This window comes from Diaphorobacter sp. C33, assembly GCF_030503915.1.
GTDB classification, from domain to species: domain Bacteria; phylum Pseudomonadota; class Gammaproteobacteria; order Burkholderiales; family Burkholderiaceae_C; genus Diaphorobacter; species Diaphorobacter nitroreducens.
In genome coordinates this window covers 663,575-681,653 of sequence record NZ_CP129980.1, presented here as the reverse complement: position 1 = coordinate 681,653, position 18,079 = coordinate 663,575, and the positions used below count along the sequence as shown (strand labels likewise).

Annotated in this window: 16 protein-coding genes; 14 read left to right on the top strand and 2 right to left on the bottom strand. The window is 67.9% G+C overall.

Annotation, left to right across the window (positions count from 1 at the left end):
* The first annotated feature begins 90 nt into the window (after nt 1-90).
* From QY917_RS03270 to QY917_RS03225, 10 genes are all read left to right on the top strand, one after another.
* On the top strand, nt 91-402 hold the full coding sequence (locus QY917_RS03270; protein ID WP_011805670.1) for an integration host factor subunit beta: 312 nt from the start codon (nt 91-93) through the stop codon (nt 400-402).
* A 129-nt stretch (nt 403-531) separates the two neighbouring features.
* Nucleotides 532-846: a lipopolysaccharide assembly LapA domain-containing protein gene (locus tag QY917_RS03265; protein ID WP_123676473.1), complete on the top strand. Its 315-nt coding sequence runs from the start codon at nt 532-534 to the stop codon at nt 844-846.
* Nucleotides 836-1,993 (top strand): lipopolysaccharide assembly protein LapB, encoded by a 1,158-nt coding sequence (gene lapB / locus QY917_RS03260; RefSeq protein ID WP_123676474.1) that lies wholly within the window; start codon nt 836-838, stop codon nt 1,991-1,993. Before QY917_RS03265 ends, lapB begins: the two co-directional genes overlap by 11 nt.
* An 8-nt stretch (nt 1,994-2,001) precedes the next feature.
* Complete coding sequence (locus QY917_RS03255) at nt 2,002-2,346, top strand: helix-hairpin-helix domain-containing protein (RefSeq protein ID WP_123676581.1); 345 nt, start codon at nt 2,002-2,004, stop codon at nt 2,344-2,346.
* A 111-nt stretch (nt 2,347-2,457) separates the two neighbouring features.
* The gene (locus tag QY917_RS03250) at nt 2,458-5,412 is read left to right on the top strand and encodes a monovalent cation/H+ antiporter subunit A (protein ID WP_123676475.1); all 2,955 of its coding nucleotides are present in this window, start codon (nt 2,458-2,460) and stop codon (nt 5,410-5,412) included.
* Nucleotides 5,412-5,777 (top strand): Na+/H+ antiporter subunit C, encoded by a 366-nt coding sequence (locus tag QY917_RS03245; protein ID WP_011805675.1) that lies wholly within the window; start codon nt 5,412-5,414, stop codon nt 5,775-5,777. Before QY917_RS03250 ends, QY917_RS03245 begins: the two co-directional genes overlap by 1 nt.
* Nucleotides 5,774-7,510 carry a monovalent cation/H+ antiporter subunit D gene (locus tag QY917_RS03240; protein ID WP_088887029.1) on the top strand — a complete coding sequence of 579 codons (1,737 nt, stop codon included), beginning with the start codon at nt 5,774-5,776 and terminating at the stop codon, nt 7,508-7,510. Before QY917_RS03245 ends, QY917_RS03240 begins: the two co-directional genes overlap by 4 nt.
* Nucleotides 7,507-7,998 carry a Na+/H+ antiporter subunit E gene (locus QY917_RS03235; RefSeq protein WP_015912998.1) on the top strand — a complete coding sequence of 164 codons (492 nt, stop codon included), beginning with the start codon at nt 7,507-7,509 and terminating at the stop codon, nt 7,996-7,998. The genes QY917_RS03240 and QY917_RS03235 overlap by 4 nt, the downstream gene beginning before the upstream one ends.
* A complete protein-coding gene (locus QY917_RS03230) occupies nt 7,995-8,276 on the top strand; it encodes a K+/H+ antiporter subunit F (protein WP_011805678.1) in 282 nt (93 codons plus the stop codon). The genes QY917_RS03235 and QY917_RS03230 overlap by 4 nt, the downstream gene beginning before the upstream one ends.
* The gene (locus QY917_RS03225) at nt 8,273-8,641 is read left to right on the top strand and encodes a monovalent cation/H(+) antiporter subunit G (protein ID WP_123676476.1); all 369 of its coding nucleotides are present in this window, start codon (nt 8,273-8,275) and stop codon (nt 8,639-8,641) included. The genes QY917_RS03230 and QY917_RS03225 overlap by 4 nt, the downstream gene beginning before the upstream one ends.
* A 70-nt stretch (nt 8,642-8,711) precedes the next feature.
* Here QY917_RS03225 and QY917_RS03220 read toward each other — a convergent pair whose 3' ends face one another.
* Complete coding sequence (locus tag QY917_RS03220; protein WP_123676477.1) at nt 8,712-12,431, bottom strand: hydantoinase B/oxoprolinase family protein; 3,720 nt, start codon at nt 12,429-12,431, stop codon at nt 8,712-8,714.
* Between the two features lie 119 nt (nt 12,432-12,550).
* On the opposite strand from QY917_RS03220, the gene QY917_RS03215 reads away from it, so the two are divergent.
* On the top strand, nt 12,551-14,374 hold the full coding sequence (locus QY917_RS03215; protein WP_123676478.1) for a peptidase M14: 1,824 nt from the start codon (nt 12,551-12,553) through the stop codon (nt 14,372-14,374).
* 45 nt (nt 14,375-14,419) lie between these two features.
* On the opposite strand, the gene QY917_RS03210 is transcribed toward QY917_RS03215, so the two are convergent.
* Nucleotides 14,420-14,992, bottom strand: coding sequence for a winged helix DNA-binding protein (locus QY917_RS03210; RefSeq protein ID WP_015912995.1), 573 nt, complete (start codon nt 14,990-14,992; stop codon nt 14,420-14,422).
* 203 nt (nt 14,993-15,195) lie between these two features.
* Here QY917_RS03210 and QY917_RS03205 point away from each other — a divergent pair, with 203 nt between their 5' ends.
* From QY917_RS03205 to QY917_RS03195, 3 genes are read left to right on the top strand one after another with little or no spacing between them, the layout of a single operon-like run.
* Nucleotides 15,196-16,173: a TRAP transporter substrate-binding protein gene (locus tag QY917_RS03205; protein ID WP_015912994.1), complete on the top strand. Its 978-nt coding sequence runs from the start codon at nt 15,196-15,198 to the stop codon at nt 16,171-16,173.
* A 37-nt stretch (nt 16,174-16,210) separates the two neighbouring features.
* Nucleotides 16,211-16,720 carry a TRAP transporter small permease gene (locus tag QY917_RS03200; RefSeq protein ID WP_123676479.1) on the top strand — a complete coding sequence of 170 codons (510 nt, stop codon included), beginning with the start codon at nt 16,211-16,213 and terminating at the stop codon, nt 16,718-16,720.
* 15 nt (nt 16,721-16,735) lie between these two features.
* On the top strand, nt 16,736-18,040 hold the full coding sequence (locus QY917_RS03195; RefSeq protein WP_088887032.1) for a TRAP transporter large permease: 1,305 nt from the start codon (nt 16,736-16,738) through the stop codon (nt 18,038-18,040).
* The last annotated feature ends 39 nt before the right edge of the window (nt 18,041-18,079 follow it).

Sequence of the window (18,079 nt, the reverse complement as noted above, 5' to 3'; positions counted from 1 at the left end):
TTCCGCCACCTGCGGGTGGCGGCACACCACACACAGCGGGCGCTCTGGTAGCGCCCGCTGTCACATCAACCTCTGCCCGAATGCCGTCCCATGACCCGATCTGACCTCGTCGAAGAACTGGCTGCCCGCTTTGGGCAGCTCACCCAGCGCGACGCCGAATACGCCGTCAAGACCATTCTGGACGCCGTGAGCGATGCACTGGTGCGCGGGCACCGCATCGAGATCCGCGGCTTTGGCAGCTTCTCGGTCAACCGCCGCCCCCCGCGCATGGGCCGCAATCCGCGCAGCGGCGAGGCGGTGCATATCCCCGAAAAGCGCGTTCCCCACTTCAAGCCCGGCAAGGCACTGCGCGAAACCGTGGACCAGCGCACCGCTGAACTGCAGGGCGTACAGGCGCAATAAAACCATAGCTGTTCACGCTTGCTGGGCAGGCGCTAGAGCCGTTTTTGGCTTGAGGCCAACGGATGGCCTGCCGCCCACCGCTCAGGCCGCTACGCTGCCCGTAGAATCTCGCCACCACTGGGGAGATGCATGAAATACCTCCTGTGGCTGCTCAAGGCAGCCATTTTTTTTACCCTGTTCGCGTTCGCGCTGAACAACCAGCAGGACGCCACGGTGTACTTTTTCTTCGGCACGCAGTGGACGGCACCGGCCGTACTGATCGTGCTGACGGCCTTCGCGCTTGGCGTGGCCGTGGGCGTGCTGGGCATGGTGCCGCGCTGGTGGCGCCACCGCAGCGCTGCGCGCCGCGCGCACCAGGCCTTGCCGCGCCCCGCCGCGCCCACCGCCGCATCTCCGGCGGCGGTCGACCCCGCCCTGCCGCAGCCACCCGTCCATGGAATTTGACCTGAGCTGGATCTTCCTGGGGCTGCCGCTGGCCTTCGGGCTGGGGTGGTTCGCCTCGCGTTTCGACCTGCGGCAGATGCGCGAGGAGAACCGCCGCGCACCCAAGGCTTACTTCAAGGGCCTGAACTACCTTCTCAACGAGCAGCAAGACCAGGCCATCGATGCCTTCATCGAGGCGGTGCAGAGCGACCCTGACACCACCGAACTGCACTTCGCCCTGGGCAACCTGTTTCGCCGCCGCGGCGAGTACAACCGCGCCGTGCGGGTGCACGAGCACCTGCTGTCGCGCGGCGACCTGAGCCGCGCCGACCGCGAGCGCGCACAGCATGCGCTGGCGCTGGACTTCCTCAAGGCAGGCCTGCTCGACCGCGCGGAAGACGCACTGCGCCGCCTGGAGGGCAGCGCCTTCGAGGGCCAGGCACGCATGGCCCTGCTGGCCATTTACGAGCGTTCGCGCGACTGGCCACAGGCGTCCGACATTGCACGGCGCATGCACGATGCGCAGCAGGGCGACTTCAGCACCCGGCTGGCGCACTACCTGTGCGAGCAGGCGCTGGCGCTGGCGGCCCATGGCGAACTGCCCGCCGCCCAGGCGCTGCTGGAGCAGGCCCTGGCCACGGCGCCCCAGGCGCCGCGCGCGCGCATCGAGCTGGCGCGGCTGCAGCAGCGCCAGGGCCAGCCCGAAGCGGCCTTCGACACCCTGCAAGCGCTCGCCCAGGCCGCACCCGCCGCGCTGCCGCTGGCCGCACCGCTGCTGGTGGAAACCGCCACCGCCACGGGACAAGCGCCGCTGGCCCAGGCGCTGCTGCAGCACCACTACGAGGACATGCCATCCCTGGATCTGCTGGAAGCCGTGGTGGCGCTGGAGGCTGCCAACGCGGACACTGCGGCCGTGGGGCGCGAATGGTACGTGCGCCACCTGGAGCGCGAGCCCTCCCTGGTCGCCGCGACGAAGTGGCTGGCAGGCGAGACGCTGACCCATGAGCAGTTCCACCCGCAAATCCAGCGCGCGCTGGAGCAAGCGGCAAAGCCGCTCACGCGCTACCGCTGCGCAGCCTGCGGGTTCGAGGCACGCCAGCACTTCTGGCAATGCCCGGGCTGCCAGACCTGGGACAGTTATCCAGCGCGTCGCGTCGAGGAGCTGTAGCCGTGCGCATGCCTGCGGCCCTGCGGCATGCGAGCGTAGCGCTCGTGCTGCTGCATGCCGCCGTCGCGCTGGCCGGCGTGGACGTGAACCGCGCACGCGAAGCGGACCTGGATGACGTCAGGGGCATCGGGCCGGCAATGTCGTCGCGCATCCTGGCAGAGCGGGCACGCGGGCCCTTTCAGGACTGGAGCGACCTGATCGCACGCGTGAAGGGCATCGGCCCCGCGGCCGCCGCCCGGCTGTCGGCGCAGGGGCTCACCGTCAATGGCGCCGCCTATCCAACCGTATCAACGCCCGCGGGCGCGCCTACAGCCTCCGGCGCGGGGGTTGGCGACAGCCCCTCCTCACGCTGACACACACCGGTAGCCGCGCGCCATAACGCGCTGGACGGCAGCGTAATCGCCGCCACTTGCTCGGGTTTTCATAGCACGCAGGAAGGGGCGACGCCCTAGAATCAGACGCTGATGCCTCTGACCCTCCTCATTCTTCTTCCCTTTGTGGGCAGCTTGCTGGCGGCCGTGCTGCCCGCGAATGCGCGCAATACCGAGTCCACGCTCGCGGGCCTGGTCGCGCTGTTTTGCACGGTGCAAACGGCGCTGTACTTCCCCCAGATCGCCGAAGCGGGCGTGTTGCGCGAGGAGATCACCTGGTTGCCTGCGCTGGGCCTGAACCTGGTCATCCGCATGGACGGGTTCGCCTGGATGTTCAGCATGCTGGTGTTCGGCATCGGCACGCTGGTGGTGCTATATGCGCGCTACTACATGTCGCCGGCGGACCCGGTGCCGCGCTTTTTCTCGTTCTTTCTGGCTTTCATGGGCGCCATGGCCGGCGTGGTGCTGTCGGGCAACATCATCCAGCTGGTGTTCTTCTGGGAACTCACCAGCCTGTTCTCGTTCCTGCTCATCGGCTATTGGCACCACCGCGAAGACGCCCGCCGGGGCGCGCGCATGGCCCTCACCGTGACGGGCGCGGGCGGACTGTGCATGCTGGCCGGCATGCTGGTGCTGGGCCACATCGTGGGCAGCTATGACCTGGACCGCGTGCTGGGCGCAGCCGAGCTGGTGCGCGACCACCCCATGTACCTCACGGCGCTGGTACTGGTGCTGCTGGGGGCGTTCACCAAGAGTGCGCAGTTTCCGTTCCACTTCTGGCTGCCCAACGCCATGGCTGCGCCCACGCCCGTGTCGTCGTACCTGCACTCGGCCACCATGGTGAAGGCGGGCGTCTTCCTGCTGGCACGGCTGTGGCCCGTCATGGGCGGCACCGAGCCGTGGTTCTGGCTGGTGGGCGGCGCGGGCCTGGCCACGCTGCTCATCGGCGGCTACGCGGCCATGTTTCAGAACGACCTCAAGGGCCTGCTGGCGTATTCCACGATCTCGCACCTGGGCCTGATCACGCTGCTGCTGGGCCTCAACAGCCCTCTGGCCGCCGTGGCCGCCGTGTTCCACATCATGAACCACGCCACGTTCAAGGCGTCGCTGTTCATGGCCGCAGGCATCATCGATCACGAAAGCGGCACGCGCGACATACGGCGCCTCTCGGGCCTGCGACGCATGATGCCCGTCACCGCCACGCTGGCTACGGTCGCCAGCGCCGCCATGGCGGGCGTGCCGCTGCTCAACGGCTTCCTGTCCAAGGAGATGTTCTTCGCGGAGACGGTGTTCTTCGACGCTGCGCCGGCCGTGGCCCAGATACTGCCGATCGCGGCCACCGTCGCGGGCATGTTCAGCGTGGCGTATTCGCTGCGCTTCATCGTCGATGTGTTCTGGGGCCCCCCCGCGACCGACCTGCCGCACGAGCCCCATGAGCCGCCGCACTGGATGCGCGTGCCGGTGGAGCTGCTGGTCTGCGCCTGCCTGGTGGTGGGCGTGCTGCCCGCGTGGTCGATCGGCCAGTACCTGAATGCCGCGGCGCTGCCGGTGGTGGGGGGCGAACTGCCGGCCTTCAGCCTGGCGGTCTGGCACGGCTTCAACACGCCCTTCATGATGAGCCTGGTGGCGCTGGTCGGCGGCACCGCCCTGTACATGGTGTTGCGCTGGGAGCGCAAGCAAGGCCGCATCAACGCCGCCCCACTGATGCACCGCGTCAGCGGACGCGGCGTGTTCGAGGCAGTGCTGGTGCAGATCACGCGCTGGGGGCACAGCGGGCGGCGCCTGCTGTCCACGCACCGCCTGCAGTGGCAGATGCTGTGGCTGGTGCTCGTCACGCTCGTGGGCGCCGCCATGCCGCTGTACACACGTGGCTTGCAGCTGGGAGACCGGGGCACGCTGCCGCTGTCGCCCGCTTTCGTGCTGATCTGGGCGTTGGGCATGGTCTGCGCCGTGGCCTCGGCCTGGCAGGCCAAGTACCACCGCCTGGCCGCACTGACCCTCATGGGCGGTGCAGGTCTGTGCGTCTGCATCACCTTCCTGTGGTTCTCTGCGCCGGACCTCGCACTCACCCAGCTGGCCGTGGAACTGGTCACCACCATCCTGATCCTGCTGGGCCTGCGCTGGCTGCCCAAGCGCGACGAAAGCCTGCCCGCCTCGCCCGCCAGCGCCGCGCTGGCGCGCACGCGGCGTGTGCGCGACCTGCTGCTGGCCGTCGCCGCGGGCAGCGGCATGGCGTGGCTGGCATTTGCCATGATGAGCCGGCCCTTCGCGCAGAGCACCTCCACGTTCTTCCTGGAGCGCGCCCTCACCGAAGGCGGCGGCACCAACGTGGTCAACGTCATGCTGGTGGACTTCCGCGGGTTCGACACCTTCGGCGAGATCGTGGTGCTGGGCATCGTGGCGCTCACGGTGTATGCGCTGCTGCGGCGCTTTCGCCCCGCGGTGGAGACCATGGACCTGCCCGAGCAGCAGCGCTACCTGCCGGCCGATCTACAGACCGACCTGCTGAACCCGCGCAACGCCACCGACACGGCCATCGGTTACCTGATGGTGCCCGCGGTGCTGGTGCGGCTGCTGCTGCCGTTCTCGGCCCTGGTGGCCTTCTACCTCTTCATGCGCGGGCACAACCAGCCGGGCGGCGGCTTCGTGGCGGGGCTGGTGTTCTCGGTGGGGCTGGTGCTGCAGTACATCATTTCGGGCACGTCGTGGGTCGAGGCGCACCTGCCCCTGTATCCGCGGCGCTGGATCGCCTCCGGCCTGCTGCTGGCGCTGGGCACCGGCCTGGGCGCCGTGGCGCTGGGTTATCCGTTCCTTACCAGCCACACCGCGCACCTGCACCTGCCGCTGATCGGGGACCTCCACGTGGCCAGCGCCATGTTCTTCGACATGGGCGTCTTCGCGCTCGTCGTCGGCTCCACGCTGCTCATCCTTACGGCCATCGCCCACCAGTCGGTGCGCAGCCACCGTTACCACGCCCGTCTCATGGAAGAAGAACAACAAGCGGCTAGCGAGCAAGCAGCCGTCCCGGCCACACAAGGAGCCGTCTGATGGAAATCGTGCTGGCTCTGTCCATCGGCGTGCTCACGGGCTCGGGCGTCTGGCTGCTGCTGCGCCCCCGCACCTTCCAGGTCATCATGGGCCTGTCGCTGCTGTCGTATGCCGTGAACCTGTTCATCTTCAGCATGGGTCGCCTGGGCCTGGCCGTGGACAAGGAGCCCGTGCTCGTGCCCGGCGTGCCGCAGGATCTGCAGCATTACGCCGACCCCATGCCCCAGGCGCTGGTGCTCACCGCCATCGTGATCGGCTTTGCCATGACCGCACTGTTCCTCGTCGTGCTACTGGCTTCGCGGGGCATGTCGGGCACCGACCACGTGGACGGCTCGCACTCGCGTGAAACGCAGGAGATGCCATGAGCCGCATCGCGGAGCTGACCTCCCTGCTCATGCCGCACCTGATGCTGGCGCCCATCGGGCTGCCGATGCTCACGGCCGCTTTGCTGCTCACCATGAAGGAAGAGCAGCAGCGCCTGAAGCTGGGCCTGAACATCCTGTCCACCCTGCTCGGGCTGCTGGTGGCCGTGGCGCTGCTGCTGTGGTCGCACGAATCCGGAGCGCCCGCAACCATGGGTGTGTACCTGCCGGGCAACTGGCCGGCGCCGTTCGGCATCGTGCTGGTGCTGGACCGGCTCTCGGCCATGATGCTGCTGCTGACGGGCTTCGTGGCGCTGTGCTCCATCGTGTTCGCCGGTGCGCGCTGGCACCGCGCCGGCGTGCACTACCACACGCTGTTCCAGTTGCAGCTCATGGGGCTGGGGGGCGCCTTCCTCACGGGCGACCTGTTCAACCTGTTCGTCTTCTTCGAGATCCTGCTGGCAGCCTCGTACGGCCTGCTGCTGCACGGCGCCGGCCGCACGCGCGTGCAGGCCGGCCTCCACTACATTGCCATCAACCTGGCGGCGTCCTCGCTGTTCCTGATCGGCGCGTCCATGCTCTACGGCATCACCGGCACGCTCAACATGGCCGACCTGGCGCAGGCCATCCCGCAGGTGTCGGCCGCCGACCGGGGGTTGTTGCACTCGGCGGCCGCCATCCTGGCCACGGCGTTTCTCATCAAGGCGGCCGTGTGGCCCCTGAACTTCTGGCTGGTGCCGGCCTACAGCGCGGCCACGGCGCCCGTGGGTGCGCTGTTCGCCCTGATGACCAAGGTGGGCATCTACACGCTGCTGCGCCTGTGGACGCTGATGTTCAGCAGCGAGGCCGGTCCCTCCTCCCTGTTCGGCAGCCTGTGGCTGATCGGCGGCGGTATGGTCACCATGGCATTCGGCGCCATCGGCATGATGGCCTCGCAGCGCCTCACCCACCTGGCGGGTCATGCGGCCGTGCTGTCGTCGGGCACGCTACTGGCGGCGGCAGGCTTCGGGCAGAACGCGCTCACCGCCGGGCTGCTGTACTACCTGCCCAGCTCCACGCTGGCCGTGAGCGCGCTGTTCCTGCTGGCCGACCTGATCGACCGCTGGCGCAACGATGGCGCGTCGCTGGCGCCTTACGAACTGGACGACGTGGCGCCCTTCCTCACCCCCGAGCTAATGCCCACCACCGGCCTGAACCTGGACGAGGACGAGGAAGTGCTGGTCGGCCGCGTCATCCCCGCCGCGGCCGCGTTTCTGGGTCTGGCCTACATGGCCTGTACGCTGGTGATTGCGGGCCTACCGCCGCTGTCCGGCTTCATCGGCAAGTTCGCGATGCTGACGGCGCTGATAAACCCGCTGGGGCTCGGCTCCTCGGCCGGCACCCAGCCCGGCCTGCCGGGCTGGACGTTGATCGCGCTGATGATCGCCACGGGTCTGCTGGCGCTGCTGGCGCTCACGCGCTCGGGCATACGCCACTTCTGGGCCGCGCACGACCGCCCCACGCCCCAGTTGCGCGTGATGGAGGGGCTGCCCATCGCCATACTGCTGGGGGCCTGCGTGGCGCTCACCCTGCAGGCCAACGGCGTGATGCGTTTCACCGAGGCAACGGCCAACGGGCTGCATGCGCCGGGCACGTATGTACGCGCCGTGATGACGGCCGCCCCCATTCCCGGCCCCACCACGACGCCGACGCCTGAGCGCGCGGAAAGCTCTGCCACCACGAAGGCCGCACCATGATGAAGAAGCTGCTGCCCGCCCCGCTGGTCTCCCTGGGTTTGTTCGTGATGTGGCTGCTGCTCAACCACACCACCAGCATCGGCCACGTCCTGCTGGCACTGGTACTCGCATGGGGCCTGCCGGTGCTGTTCAGCGAATTGCGCCCGCAGAAGGTGCGCGTGCGCCACCTCGGCACGATCATCCGGCTGTGCTTCACGGTGATGGTGGACACCACGCGATCCAACCTTGCCGTGCTGCGCTTTCTGCTGCTGCCGTCGCAGCGCCGCCACCCGCCGGACTTCGTCAAGATTCCGCTGGAGCTGCGCGACCCCAACGCCCTCGCCGTACTGGCCATGATCGTGTGCATCACCCCTGGCACCTCCTGGGCCGAGCTGTCGCTGGACCGCAGTCTGCTGATGCTGCATGTGCTGGAGGTGGACGATGCGCAGGCCATCATCGACCACGTCAAGGCGAGCTACGAGCGCCCGCTGATGGAGATTTTCGAATGACCGGTTCCGTACTGTCCTGGGCGCTGCCCATCGCCATGTTCCTGCTGGCCGCGGCCATGGTGCTGTGCCTGGTGCGCCTGCTCAAGGGCCCCGCCGCGCAGGACCGCGTGCTGGCGCTGGACTGCATGTACCTCAACGGCATGCTGCTCATGCTGGTACTGGGCATCTACTACGGCAGCACCAACTACTTCGAGGCCGCCATGTTGATCGCACTGCTGGGCTTCGTCAGCTCCACGGCCATGGCCAAGTTCCTCTTGCGCGGCGAGGTGATCGAATGAGCGACGCACTGCCGCTGTGGCTGGACATCGTGCTGTCCGCGCTGGTGCTGTGCGGCGCGACCATCGCGTTCATGGGGTCACTGGGGCTTCTGCGCCTGGCCACCTACTTCGAGCGCGTGCACGCACCCTCCATCATCGCCACGATGGGCTGCTGGTGCATCATGCATGCCACGCTGGTGTACTTCTCCGTGACGGGCAACGGCCTGGCGCTGCATGCGCTGCTGATTGCCCTGTTCATCGCCATCACCGTGCCCGTGACCAACATCTTCCTGATGCGCGCCGCGCTGTTTCGCGCGCGCCGCGCGGGCGAGAAGGTGCCGCCCAGCCTCAGCCGCGTGGCGGACAGCAGCACGCTCGACTCGTGATTTGCTATTGAAAATATAGCTACTAGCGCTTGACCAGCAAGCGCTAGAGCCTTATTTCACTCAAACCCACTCAGCGTCCACCAAAGCCACCACCGCCCGGCGTTTGGATCTCGAACACATCCCCCGCTTCCATTTGCGCCTGCCCGATGTGCTGCAGCGGCTCCGCCCGGCCGTCCGCACGCACGACGCGGTTGACGCCGGGCATGCCCGGCTGCCCGCACGCCATGCCGAAGGCGCCGTGCACCCGGCCGTTGGACAGAATGCTCGCGGTCATGGGCTCCAGGAAGCGGATGCGGCGCACGCCGCCGTCACCGCCCTTCCAGCGGCCGCCGCCGCCCGAACCGGCGCGGATGGCGTAACTCTCCAGCCGCACGGGGAAACGGAATTCCAGCACCTCCGGATCGGTCAGGCGTGAATTGGTCATGTGCGTCTGCACCACGCTCGTGCCATCAAAGCCCCCCACCAGCGCGCCCGCATCGTCGAACTGGCCGCCCGCCCCGCTGCCACCCGAGATGGTCTCGTAATACTGGTAGCGCGCGTTGCCGAAGGTGAAGTTGTTCATCGTGCATTGGCTGGCCGCCGACACGCCCAAGGCGCCCAGCAGCGCGTTGGTGATGCAGCTGGAGGTCTCCACGTTGCCCGCCACCACCGATGCCGGCGGGTTGGGGTTGAGCATGGAGCCCGGCGGAATGATGACCTGCAGGGGCTTGAGACACCCGGCGTTGAGCGGAATGTCGTCCTCCACCAGCGAGCGGAAGACGTAGAGCACCGCGGCCATGCACACCGCCGTGGGCGCATTGAAGTTGTTGGACTGCTGCACACTGGTGCCGGTGAAGTCGATCACCGCACTGCGCGTGGCCGCGTCGATGCGCACGGCCACGGTGATCTGCGCGCCGTTGTCCAGCGGCAGGGTGAAATGCCCGTCCTGCACGCGCGCGGCCAACCGCGTGATGGCGCGGCGCACGGACTCCTCGGCGTTGTCCTGCACATGCTGCATATAGGCCTGCACCACGCTCAGGCCGAAGTGCTCCACCATGCGGCGCAGCTCCTGCACGCCCTTCTCGTTGGCGGCGATCTGCGCCTTCAGGTCGGCCAGGTTCTGCTGCGGGTTGCGGCTGGGGTACTCGCCACTCTCCAGCAGCGCAATCATCTCGGCCTCGCGCAGCACGCCGGCATCCACCAGCTTCACGTTGTCGATCTGCACGCCCTCTTCCTCGATGCGTGTGGAAAACGGCGGCATCGACCCGGGCGTGGTGCCCCCCACGTCCGCATGGTGTCCGCGGCTGCCGACATAGAAGGTGGGCTCGGCCGCTTCACCGTGGTCGTCGCCGATGTAGACGGGCGTGATCACGGTGATGTCCGGCAGGTGCGTGCCGCCATGGTAGGGGTCGTTCAGCACGAACACGTCGCCGCGCCGCATGTGGCCGCGGTTGCGTGCGATCACGGTGCGGATGCTCTCGCCCATGGATCCCAGGTGTACCGGCATATGCGGCGCGTTGGCAATCAGTTGGCCCTCGGCGTCGAACAGCGCGCAGCTGAAGTCCAGCCGCTCCTTGATATTCACCGAGTACGCGGTGTTCTGCAGCTGCAGCCCCATCTGCTCGGCAATGTTCATGAACAGGTTGTTGAACACTTCCAGCAGCACGGGGTCCACCTGCGTGCCCGCGGCGTGGCGCTGGGCGCGCGGCAGGTGGCGGTGGAGCACCAGATGGTCCAGGGACGTGAGCCGTGCCTGCCAGCCCGGCTCTACCACCGTGGTAGCGTTCTTCTCGGCAATGATGGCCGGGCCCTGCAGCAGGTCGCCGGGGCGCATGTCTTCGCGCACCACCAGCGCGGCGTCGTGCCAGGCCGGCGTGCCGTCCGTGCCCACGGTGAACATGCGCACGGTGTCGCGCCGCGGCACTTCGCGCTCGGGCTGCAGATCCTGCGCATGCTCGACCGGCGCATCGCCCGCCACCACGGCTTCCACCGACACCGCCTCCACCATCAGTGCCTTGCCCTGCATGAGGAAGGCAAACCGCTGGCGGTACGCGGCCTCGAAGCCCCGCGTGATCGCCTGCAGGTCGCCAAAGGGCACGGCCAGCGCCGAATCGGTGCCCTCGTAACGCACATGCACTCGCCGACGCACCACGATGTCGCCGCCTGAGAGGCGCTCTTGCGCCATCTCGGCCTCGGCGGCCTCGGCCAGTGCATCCAGCGTGGCGGTGATGCCGGGCAGCGCCTCTGGTGTGAGGCGTGCCTCTACCGCCTTCTCGCGCATCACGTTCTGGTCCGCCAGCCCCATGCCGTAGGCCGACAGCACGCCCGCCAGCGGATGCACCAGCACCTGCTGCATGCCCAGCGCATCGGCCACCAGGCAGGCGTGCTGGCCGCCCGCGCCGCCAAAGCACTGCAACGTGTAGCGCGTGACGTCATAGCCGCGCGCCACGGAGATCTTCTTGATGGCGTTGGCCATCTGCTGCACCGCGATCTGGATGAAGCCATGTGCGCAGGCCTCGGGCGTCAGCGCGGCTGCGCCATCTGCCGCTCCTGCGGTCTGGCCCGCCAGCGCCGCAAAACGCTCGCGCACCACGACCGCGTCCAGCGGCTCGTCGGCGCCATGGCCGAACACACGCGGGAAGTACGCGGGCTGGATCTTGCCCACCATCACGTTGGCATCGGTCACGGCCAGCGGGCCGCCGCGGCGGTAACTGGCGGGACCGGGGTTGGCGCCGGCGCTTTGGGGACCTACGCGGAAACGGGCGCCGTCGAACTCCAGGATGGAACCGCCGCCCGCGGCCACCGTGTGAATGCTCATCATGGGCGCACGCATGCGCACGCCCGCCACCTGGGTCTCGAACTCGCGCTCGAACTCACCCGCAAAATGGCTCACGTCGGTGGACGTGCCGCCCATGTCGAAACCGATCACGCGCACCGGCGGCTGCGTGGCGGCCGCACCGGCCCCTGGCGCTGCCTCGGCCTGCGCCGCAATCTGCGCCGTGCGCGCCATGCCCACGATGCCGCCGGCCGGCCCGGAGAGGATGGCGTCCTTGCCCTGGAAGCGGTGCGCATCCGTGAGCCCGCCCGAGGACTGCATGAAATACAGCGGCACGCCCGGCATCTCGGCCTCCACCTGCTGCACGTAGCGCCGCAGGATGGGCGACAGATACGCGTCCACCACGGTGGTGTCGCCCCGGCTCACGAACTTCATCAGCGGGCTGGTGCCGTGCGAAGTGCTGACCTGCGTGAACCCGGCAGCCAGCGCCAGGCGGGCGGCTGCTTCCTCATGCGCGGGATAGCGGTAGCCGTGCATGAACACGATGGCCACGCTGCGCAAGCCGGCGTCATAAGCGGCCCACAGGCGTTCCTTCAGGTGGTCTTCCTCCAGCGGCTGTACCACCTCGCCGTGCGCGCCCATGCGCTCCTGTGCCTCGATCACGCGGCTGTACAGCAGTTGCGGCAGCACGATGTGCCGGTCGAAGATGCGCGGGCGGTTCTGGTAGGCGATGCGCAGCGCGTCCTTGAAGCCACGCGTGGTAACCAGCAGCGTGGGTTCCCCCTTGCGCTCCAACAGCGCGTTGGTGGCCACGGTGGTGCCCATCTTCACGCACTCCACCAATTCAGGCGTCACGGCCTCGCCCGGCGCCAGCCCCAGCAGGTGGCGGATGCCCGCCACCGCCGCATCGCGGTACTGCTCGGGGTTTTCGGAGAGCAGCTTGTGCGTGACCAGGCTGCCGTCGGGGCGCCGGCCCACGATATCGGTGAACGTACCCCCCCGATCCACCCAGAACTGCCAGAGTTTCTTTGCCATACCCGTTTCCTTTGTGTGCCGCGTGCGAAACATTGCGGAGAAAGAACCCACAATTTACCGATAATTTATCTGCAAGCCTGCATGATCCATACCGGATATTCACCACCCCGCCCACGCATATGACCCAACCGCCCGCCGCCGCAGGTTCCCGGCTGCTTGACCTGCCACTGGAGCGCACGCTGCACACCTGGGTACAGCGCTTTGGCGAGCCGCGCTGGCGCGGCTGCCACGTGGAAGGCTGGGTGTTCGAAAGCCAGGCCGCGCGCCTTGCTGCAGCGCAGCAGCTGGCAGCCGCAGGCGTGCATGCCCGCTTTCACAGTGCCTACAAGCCGCTGGTACAGCATTTCATGGACCACGTGGATTGCACCCAGGTGGTGCAGGCCCGCGTGCGCTATCCGCTGGCGGCGCACGGGCCTGCACAGCGCTTTCGGTTGGAGGCCTATCCGCTCGCAGCCCTGCTGGGGGGCGGCATCTTGCACCTGGAGCCCCACGACGACGCCAGTGGCGGCTACCACGTGGAACTGGAGCTGCGCGACGGCACCCGCACCGTGCAGCACGTGCACGCACCCAACCGCGTACACACCGACATGACGGGCGCCACGGTGCTCTCGCCCACCGGCTGGCTGCGCGTGGGCACACAGGAAGGCGCTGCCGACCTGATCGACACCGCCGTATGCACCGACTACGAGCAGGCCTTCGCCACGGCGGTGCAGGCGGTGCGCGGTCACGCGTGGCCGGACCATGAGCCGTACTTCGACCGCCTACTGCTGCGCGTGGACCTGCCGGGCTACGAGCAGCCCGTGGGCGCCACCGGCGAGACCATAAGCACCCTGGAGGCGCTGCACGAGGACCTGTACTTCACGCTGCTGGAGTTCTTCCAACAGCACAGCGGCCGCCCCGTGGGCGACCGCCGGTTGCAGCCCGGGCAGATCGTGCCCGACGTGCGCGCGGGCGACGGCGCTCCGCACGTACAGGTGGACCTGCTGCCCTTCGCGGCGTGCGCCGACGACCTGCCAGCCCACCCAACGGCCCACGCCCCGGACAGTTTGGCGACGCTGGCCGAGTCCCCTGCCCCTGCTCGCATCACCCAGACCCTGCACGCCTGGCCCGCGCAACGTTTCAGTGCCCGGTCACGCCAGGGACGCACCGTATGGGGGCAGTACCACGCGGGCACGCAGGCACCGGTGTTCATCAGTGCGGGCCAGCATGCCAACGAGACATCGGGCATCGTGGGCGCGTTGCGCACCGCCGAAGTGCTGCAGGCGCAACCCGGCGCGCACTTCGCGCTGATCGCGCTGGAGAACCCCGACGGCTACGCTCTGCACCGCGCGCTGTGCGCCCGCCACCCGGGCCACATGCACCATGCCGCGCGCTACACCGCGCTGGGCGACGATGTGGAATACCGCGACCACGCGCCGCTTTACGAGCGCGAGGCCCGTCAGACCGCGCTGGCGCTGTCGGGCGCGCAACTGCATGTGAACCTGCATGGCTACCCCGCGCATGAGTGGACGCGACCGCTGTCGGGCTATGTGCCGCGTGGATTCGAGCAGTGGATGCTGCCCAAGGGGTTCTTCCTCATCCTGCGCTACCACGCCGGCTGGCAGCAGCCCGCGCGTGCGCTGCTGGAGGCCGTGTGCGCGCGCCTGCGGCAGGTGCCGGGGTTGGCGGATTTCAACGCACGCCAGCGAGCCCTCTACGAGCACCACGCAGGCCCGCTGCCCTTCGAGGTGCTGGATGGCATCGCCTGCATGCAGTCGCAGACGTCGCACGATGCGCCGGTGACGCTGATCACCGAGTTCCCCGACGAGACGGTGCACGGCGACGCCTTCCGCTTTGCGCACACGGTGCAGATGCATACCGCCCTGGCCGCCGTGCAGGCCTGGCAAGACATTGCCACGCATCTGCCATCACCCGTCGGCACTTCAAGCCAAACAGGCCTCTAGCGCTTTACCGACAAGCGCTAACAGCTATTAAATATATAGCACGTCTCACATGGACGCCGCGGCACGGGCCGCCTGGTCGTACATGCCGGACAGCACGCGCAGCAGGCGCGCCAGCTCGCCAATGTCGCGGTTCAGGCCGTCGTCGGCATTCAGCGCATCGATCAGGCAGCTCTCGCGGATCTCACGGTAGCGCTGCACATGGGCGCGGCCCGCCTCGGTGGCGGCGTAGGTCACGTCCTTGCCGTTCTTGCTGGAGGCCACCACGCCCAGCGCCAGCAGCTTCTTGAGCGAGTAGTTCACCACGTGCGTGTCTTCCACGTTCATGATGAAGCAGATGTCGGCCAGCCGCTTGTCGCGTGCGCGGTGCGTCACATGATGCAGCACCACCACGTCCAGCGGCGTGAGGTCGCGCAGACCGGCCGCGGCCATGCAGTGCACCACCCAGCGGTGGAACGCATTGCCCGCGACGATGAGGCCGAACTCGAACTCGCTCATCTCCGCACTGCGGTCCGACACCAGATGCGCGGACGACACGATGGGCCCGCGCGCCTTGGCGGCCTTGCCCACCTTGGCAGTGGCAGCGGGGGCCGGGGACTTGGGTCTGGCGGCTGCGGTCATGGTTTCACTCCGAGGACTGCGCCAAAAGCGACAGACGGCATTGGCATGGGATGTGCATGTCGATTGATTGTAGGGAGCAGCCCGATGATTTGCCGGCAATTTATCGACATTCAGGTGAATCACCTAGGCCGTTTCCCTGTGGCCCCCGCTACAGTGAACGCGCTGAGCCCCCTCTCTTCTCAACCCTTGCGGAGACCCCCGAGATGAAGCGTCGAAACCTTGCCGCCGTTGCACTGGCTGCCCTCACCGGCCTGTGCGCCCCCGCCCTGCATGCCCAGACCAAGTGGGACCTGGCCGCCGCCTACCCGGCCACCAATTTCCACACGGAGAACCTGGCGCAGTTCATCAGCGACGTGGACAAGGGGTCAGGAGGCAAGCTCAAGATCACGCTGCATGCCAACGCCGCACTGTTCAAGGCGCCCGAGATCAAGCGCGCCGTGCAGGGCGCGCAGGCGCAGCTCGGCGAGATCCTGCTCGCCAACTTCCAGAACGAATGGCAGATCTTCGGCGTGGACGGCCTGCCCTTCCTGGCCGACAGCTACGACGCGTCGATGAAGCTGTACAAGGCGCAAAAGCCCTTCCTGGAGAAGAAGCTGGCCGAGCAAGGCATGGTGCTACTGTACGCCGTGGCCTGGCCGCCACAGGGCATCTACACCAAGAAGCCCGTGAACAACGCCGCCGACCTGAAGGGCATCAAGTGGCGCGCCTACAGCCCCGCCACCGCGCGCATCGCCGAGCTGGTGGGCGCGCAGCCGGTGACGGTGCAGGCCGCCGAGTTCTCGCAAGCGCTCGCCACCGGCGTGGTGGAGTCCACCATGACCTCGGGCGCGACGGGCGTGGACAGCAAGCTCTACGAGCACCTCAAGTATTACTACGACACCCAGGCCTGGCTGCCCAAGAACGCGCTCATCATGAACAAGAAGGCGTTCGATGCGCTGGACAAGCCCGTGCAGGAAGCCGTGCTCAAGGCCGCCGCCGACGCGGAGACCCGCGGCTGGGCCGCCAGCCGCCGCGTGAACGAGGACACGTTGGCCAAGCTCAAGGCCGAGGGCATGCAGGTAGTGCCGCCCAGCAGCCAGCTGAAGGCAGACATGGCCAAGGTGGGCGACACCATGCTCAAGGAATGGCTGGACAAGGCCGGACCCGACGGCAAGGCGCTGATCGACGCCTACCGCAAGTAACACCTCCCCGCCCAGAGCCTCCACGCGCCAGACCACGATGCGACGCCTGTTGAACTTCCTCTATGACGGCGCCGCCGCGCTGGCGGCGCTGTGCATGGTGGCGCTTCTGTGCGCCGTGCTGCTGTCCATCGTGAGCCGGCAGCTCAGCTTCCATGTACCGGGCATCGACGCCTATGCGGGCTATCTCATGGCGGCTGCGGGTTTTCTGGCGCTGGCGCATACCCTCAAGCGCGGCGAGCACATCCGCGTGACGCTGGTGCTGAGCGCCCTCAAGGGGCGCACGCACCAGGCGCTGGAGCTGTTCGCGCTGGCCCTGGGCACGCTGCTGGCCGTGCTGTTCGCGTACTACAGCGTGCGGCTGGCCTGGCAGTCGCATGCGTTCAACGACATCTCCACCAGCAGCGACGCCACGCCGCTGTGGCTGCCGCAGCTGTCCATGGGCGTAGGCGCGATGGTGATGGCGATAGCCTTCGTGGACGAGCTGGTGCTGCAGCTCCTGGGCCGGCGCGCGGGTGCCACGCCGGGCGAAGCCCTGCGCAACGAATGACCGGAAGACGCCTTCATGAGTGACCTTGCCATCACCGGCCTGTTGATCCTGTCGCTGTTCCTGATCCTGGGCAGCGGCGTGTGGATCGGGCTCACGCTCTCGGGCGTGGCCTGGATCGGCATGCAATTGTTTTCCTCGCGCCCCGCGGGCGACGCCATGGCGGTGACCATCTGGGGCTCCTCGTCGAGCTGGACGCTCACCGCCCTGCCCCTCTTCATCTGGATGGGCGAGATCCTGTTTCGCACGCGGCTGTCGCAAGACATGTTCAAGGGCCTGGCCCCGTGGGTGCAGGGCCTGCCCGGGCGGCTGCTGCACACCAACGTGGTGGGCTGCACCATCTTTGCCGCCGTGTCGGGGTCCAGCGCCGCCACCTGCGCCACCATCGGCAAGATGACGCTGCCCGAGCTCACGCGCCGCGGCTACCCCGAGAAGATGGTCATCGGCACGCTGGCCGGCGCCAGCACGCTGGGCCTGCTGATCCCGCCCTCGATCATTATGATCGTCTACGGCGTGACGGCCGAGGTATCGATCTCCAAGCTGTTCATTGCCGGCGTGCTGCCCGGGGTGCTGCTGGCCGCGCTGTTCTCGGGCTACATCATGTTCTGGGCATTGCGCCACCCCGACCAGGTCCCAGCGGCCGATCGGCAGATGGGCCTGCTGGACAAGCTGCGCGAATCGCGCGCGCTGATTCCCGTGGTGCTGCTCATCGCCGCGGTGCTGGGCTCCATCTACACGGGCATCGCCACCGCCACCGAAGCCGCGGCCGTGGGCGTGGTGGGCTCGCTGGTGCTGTCCGCGGCGCAGGGGTCGCTGAACTGGGCGAGCTTTCGCGACGCGCTCATGGGCGCCACGCGGCTGTACTGCATGATCGCGCTGATCCTCGCGGGCGCGGCCTTCCTCACGCTGGCCATGGGCTACATCGGCCTGCCACGGCACCTGGCGGAATGGATCTCTTCGCTGGGGCTGAGCCAGGCGCAACTGGTGGTGGCGCTGGCCGTGTTCTACATCGTGCTGGGCTGCTTCCTGGACGGCATCTCCATGGTGGTGCTCACCATGGGCGTGCTGATGCCCACGGTGAACGCAGCGGGCATCGACCCCATCTGGTTCGGCATCTTCGTCGTGCTGGTGGTGGAGATGGCGCAGATCACCCCACCCGTGGGCTTCAACCTGTTCGTGCTGCAGGGCATGACGGGCAAGCAGCTACCGTGGATCGCCCGCGTGGCCGCTCCCATGTTCCTGCTGATGTGCGCGGCCGTCACGCTGATCTATGTGTTTCCGGGCATCGTGACCTGGCTCCCGCAGCAAATGACGGCGCGCTGACGAGGCCGCCGCCGCTCGGCAGCGCCTCCCTACAATGCG

What these genes read in the sequence shown, in the direction of transcription:
- QY917_RS03255 (WP_123676581.1), top strand. Translation starts at nt 2,002, where the DNA reads ATGCCTGCGGCCCTGCGGCATGCGAGCGTAGCGCTCGTGCTGCTGCAT.
- QY917_RS03230 (WP_011805678.1), top strand. Translation starts at nt 7,995, where the DNA reads ATGACCGGTTCCGTACTGTCCTGGGCGCTGCCCATCGCCATGTTCCTG.
- QY917_RS03215 (WP_123676478.1), top strand. Translation starts at nt 12,551, where the DNA reads ATGACCCAACCGCCCGCCGCCGCAGGTTCCCGGCTGCTTGACCTGCCA.
- QY917_RS03200 (WP_123676479.1), top strand. Translation starts at nt 16,211, where the DNA reads ATGCGACGCCTGTTGAACTTCCTCTATGACGGCGCCGCCGCGCTGGCG.
- QY917_RS03235 (WP_015912998.1), top strand. Translation starts at nt 7,507, where the DNA reads ATGATGAAGAAGCTGCTGCCCGCCCCGCTGGTCTCCCTGGGTTTGTTC.
- QY917_RS03265 (WP_123676473.1), top strand. Translation starts at nt 532, where the DNA reads ATGAAATACCTCCTGTGGCTGCTCAAGGCAGCCATTTTTTTTACCCTG.
- QY917_RS03220 (WP_123676477.1), bottom strand. Translation starts at nt 12,431, where the DNA reads ATGGCAAAGAAACTCTGGCAGTTCTGGGTGGATCGGGGGGGTACGTTC.
- QY917_RS03225 (WP_123676476.1), top strand. Translation starts at nt 8,273, where the DNA reads ATGAGCGACGCACTGCCGCTGTGGCTGGACATCGTGCTGTCCGCGCTG.
- QY917_RS03210 (WP_015912995.1), bottom strand. Translation starts at nt 14,992, where the DNA reads ATGACCGCAGCCGCCAGACCCAAGTCCCCGGCCCCCGCTGCCACTGCC.
- QY917_RS03195 (WP_088887032.1), top strand. Translation starts at nt 16,736, where the DNA reads ATGAGTGACCTTGCCATCACCGGCCTGTTGATCCTGTCGCTGTTCCTG.
- QY917_RS03250 (WP_123676475.1), top strand. Translation starts at nt 2,458, where the DNA reads ATGCCTCTGACCCTCCTCATTCTTCTTCCCTTTGTGGGCAGCTTGCTG.
- QY917_RS03270 (WP_011805670.1), top strand. Translation starts at nt 91, where the DNA reads ATGACCCGATCTGACCTCGTCGAAGAACTGGCTGCCCGCTTTGGGCAG.
- QY917_RS03240 (WP_088887029.1), top strand. Translation starts at nt 5,774, where the DNA reads ATGAGCCGCATCGCGGAGCTGACCTCCCTGCTCATGCCGCACCTGATG.
- QY917_RS03245 (WP_011805675.1), top strand. Translation starts at nt 5,412, where the DNA reads ATGGAAATCGTGCTGGCTCTGTCCATCGGCGTGCTCACGGGCTCGGGC.
- QY917_RS03205 (WP_015912994.1), top strand. Translation starts at nt 15,196, where the DNA reads ATGAAGCGTCGAAACCTTGCCGCCGTTGCACTGGCTGCCCTCACCGGC.
- lapB (WP_123676474.1), top strand. Translation starts at nt 836, where the DNA reads ATGGAATTTGACCTGAGCTGGATCTTCCTGGGGCTGCCGCTGGCCTTC.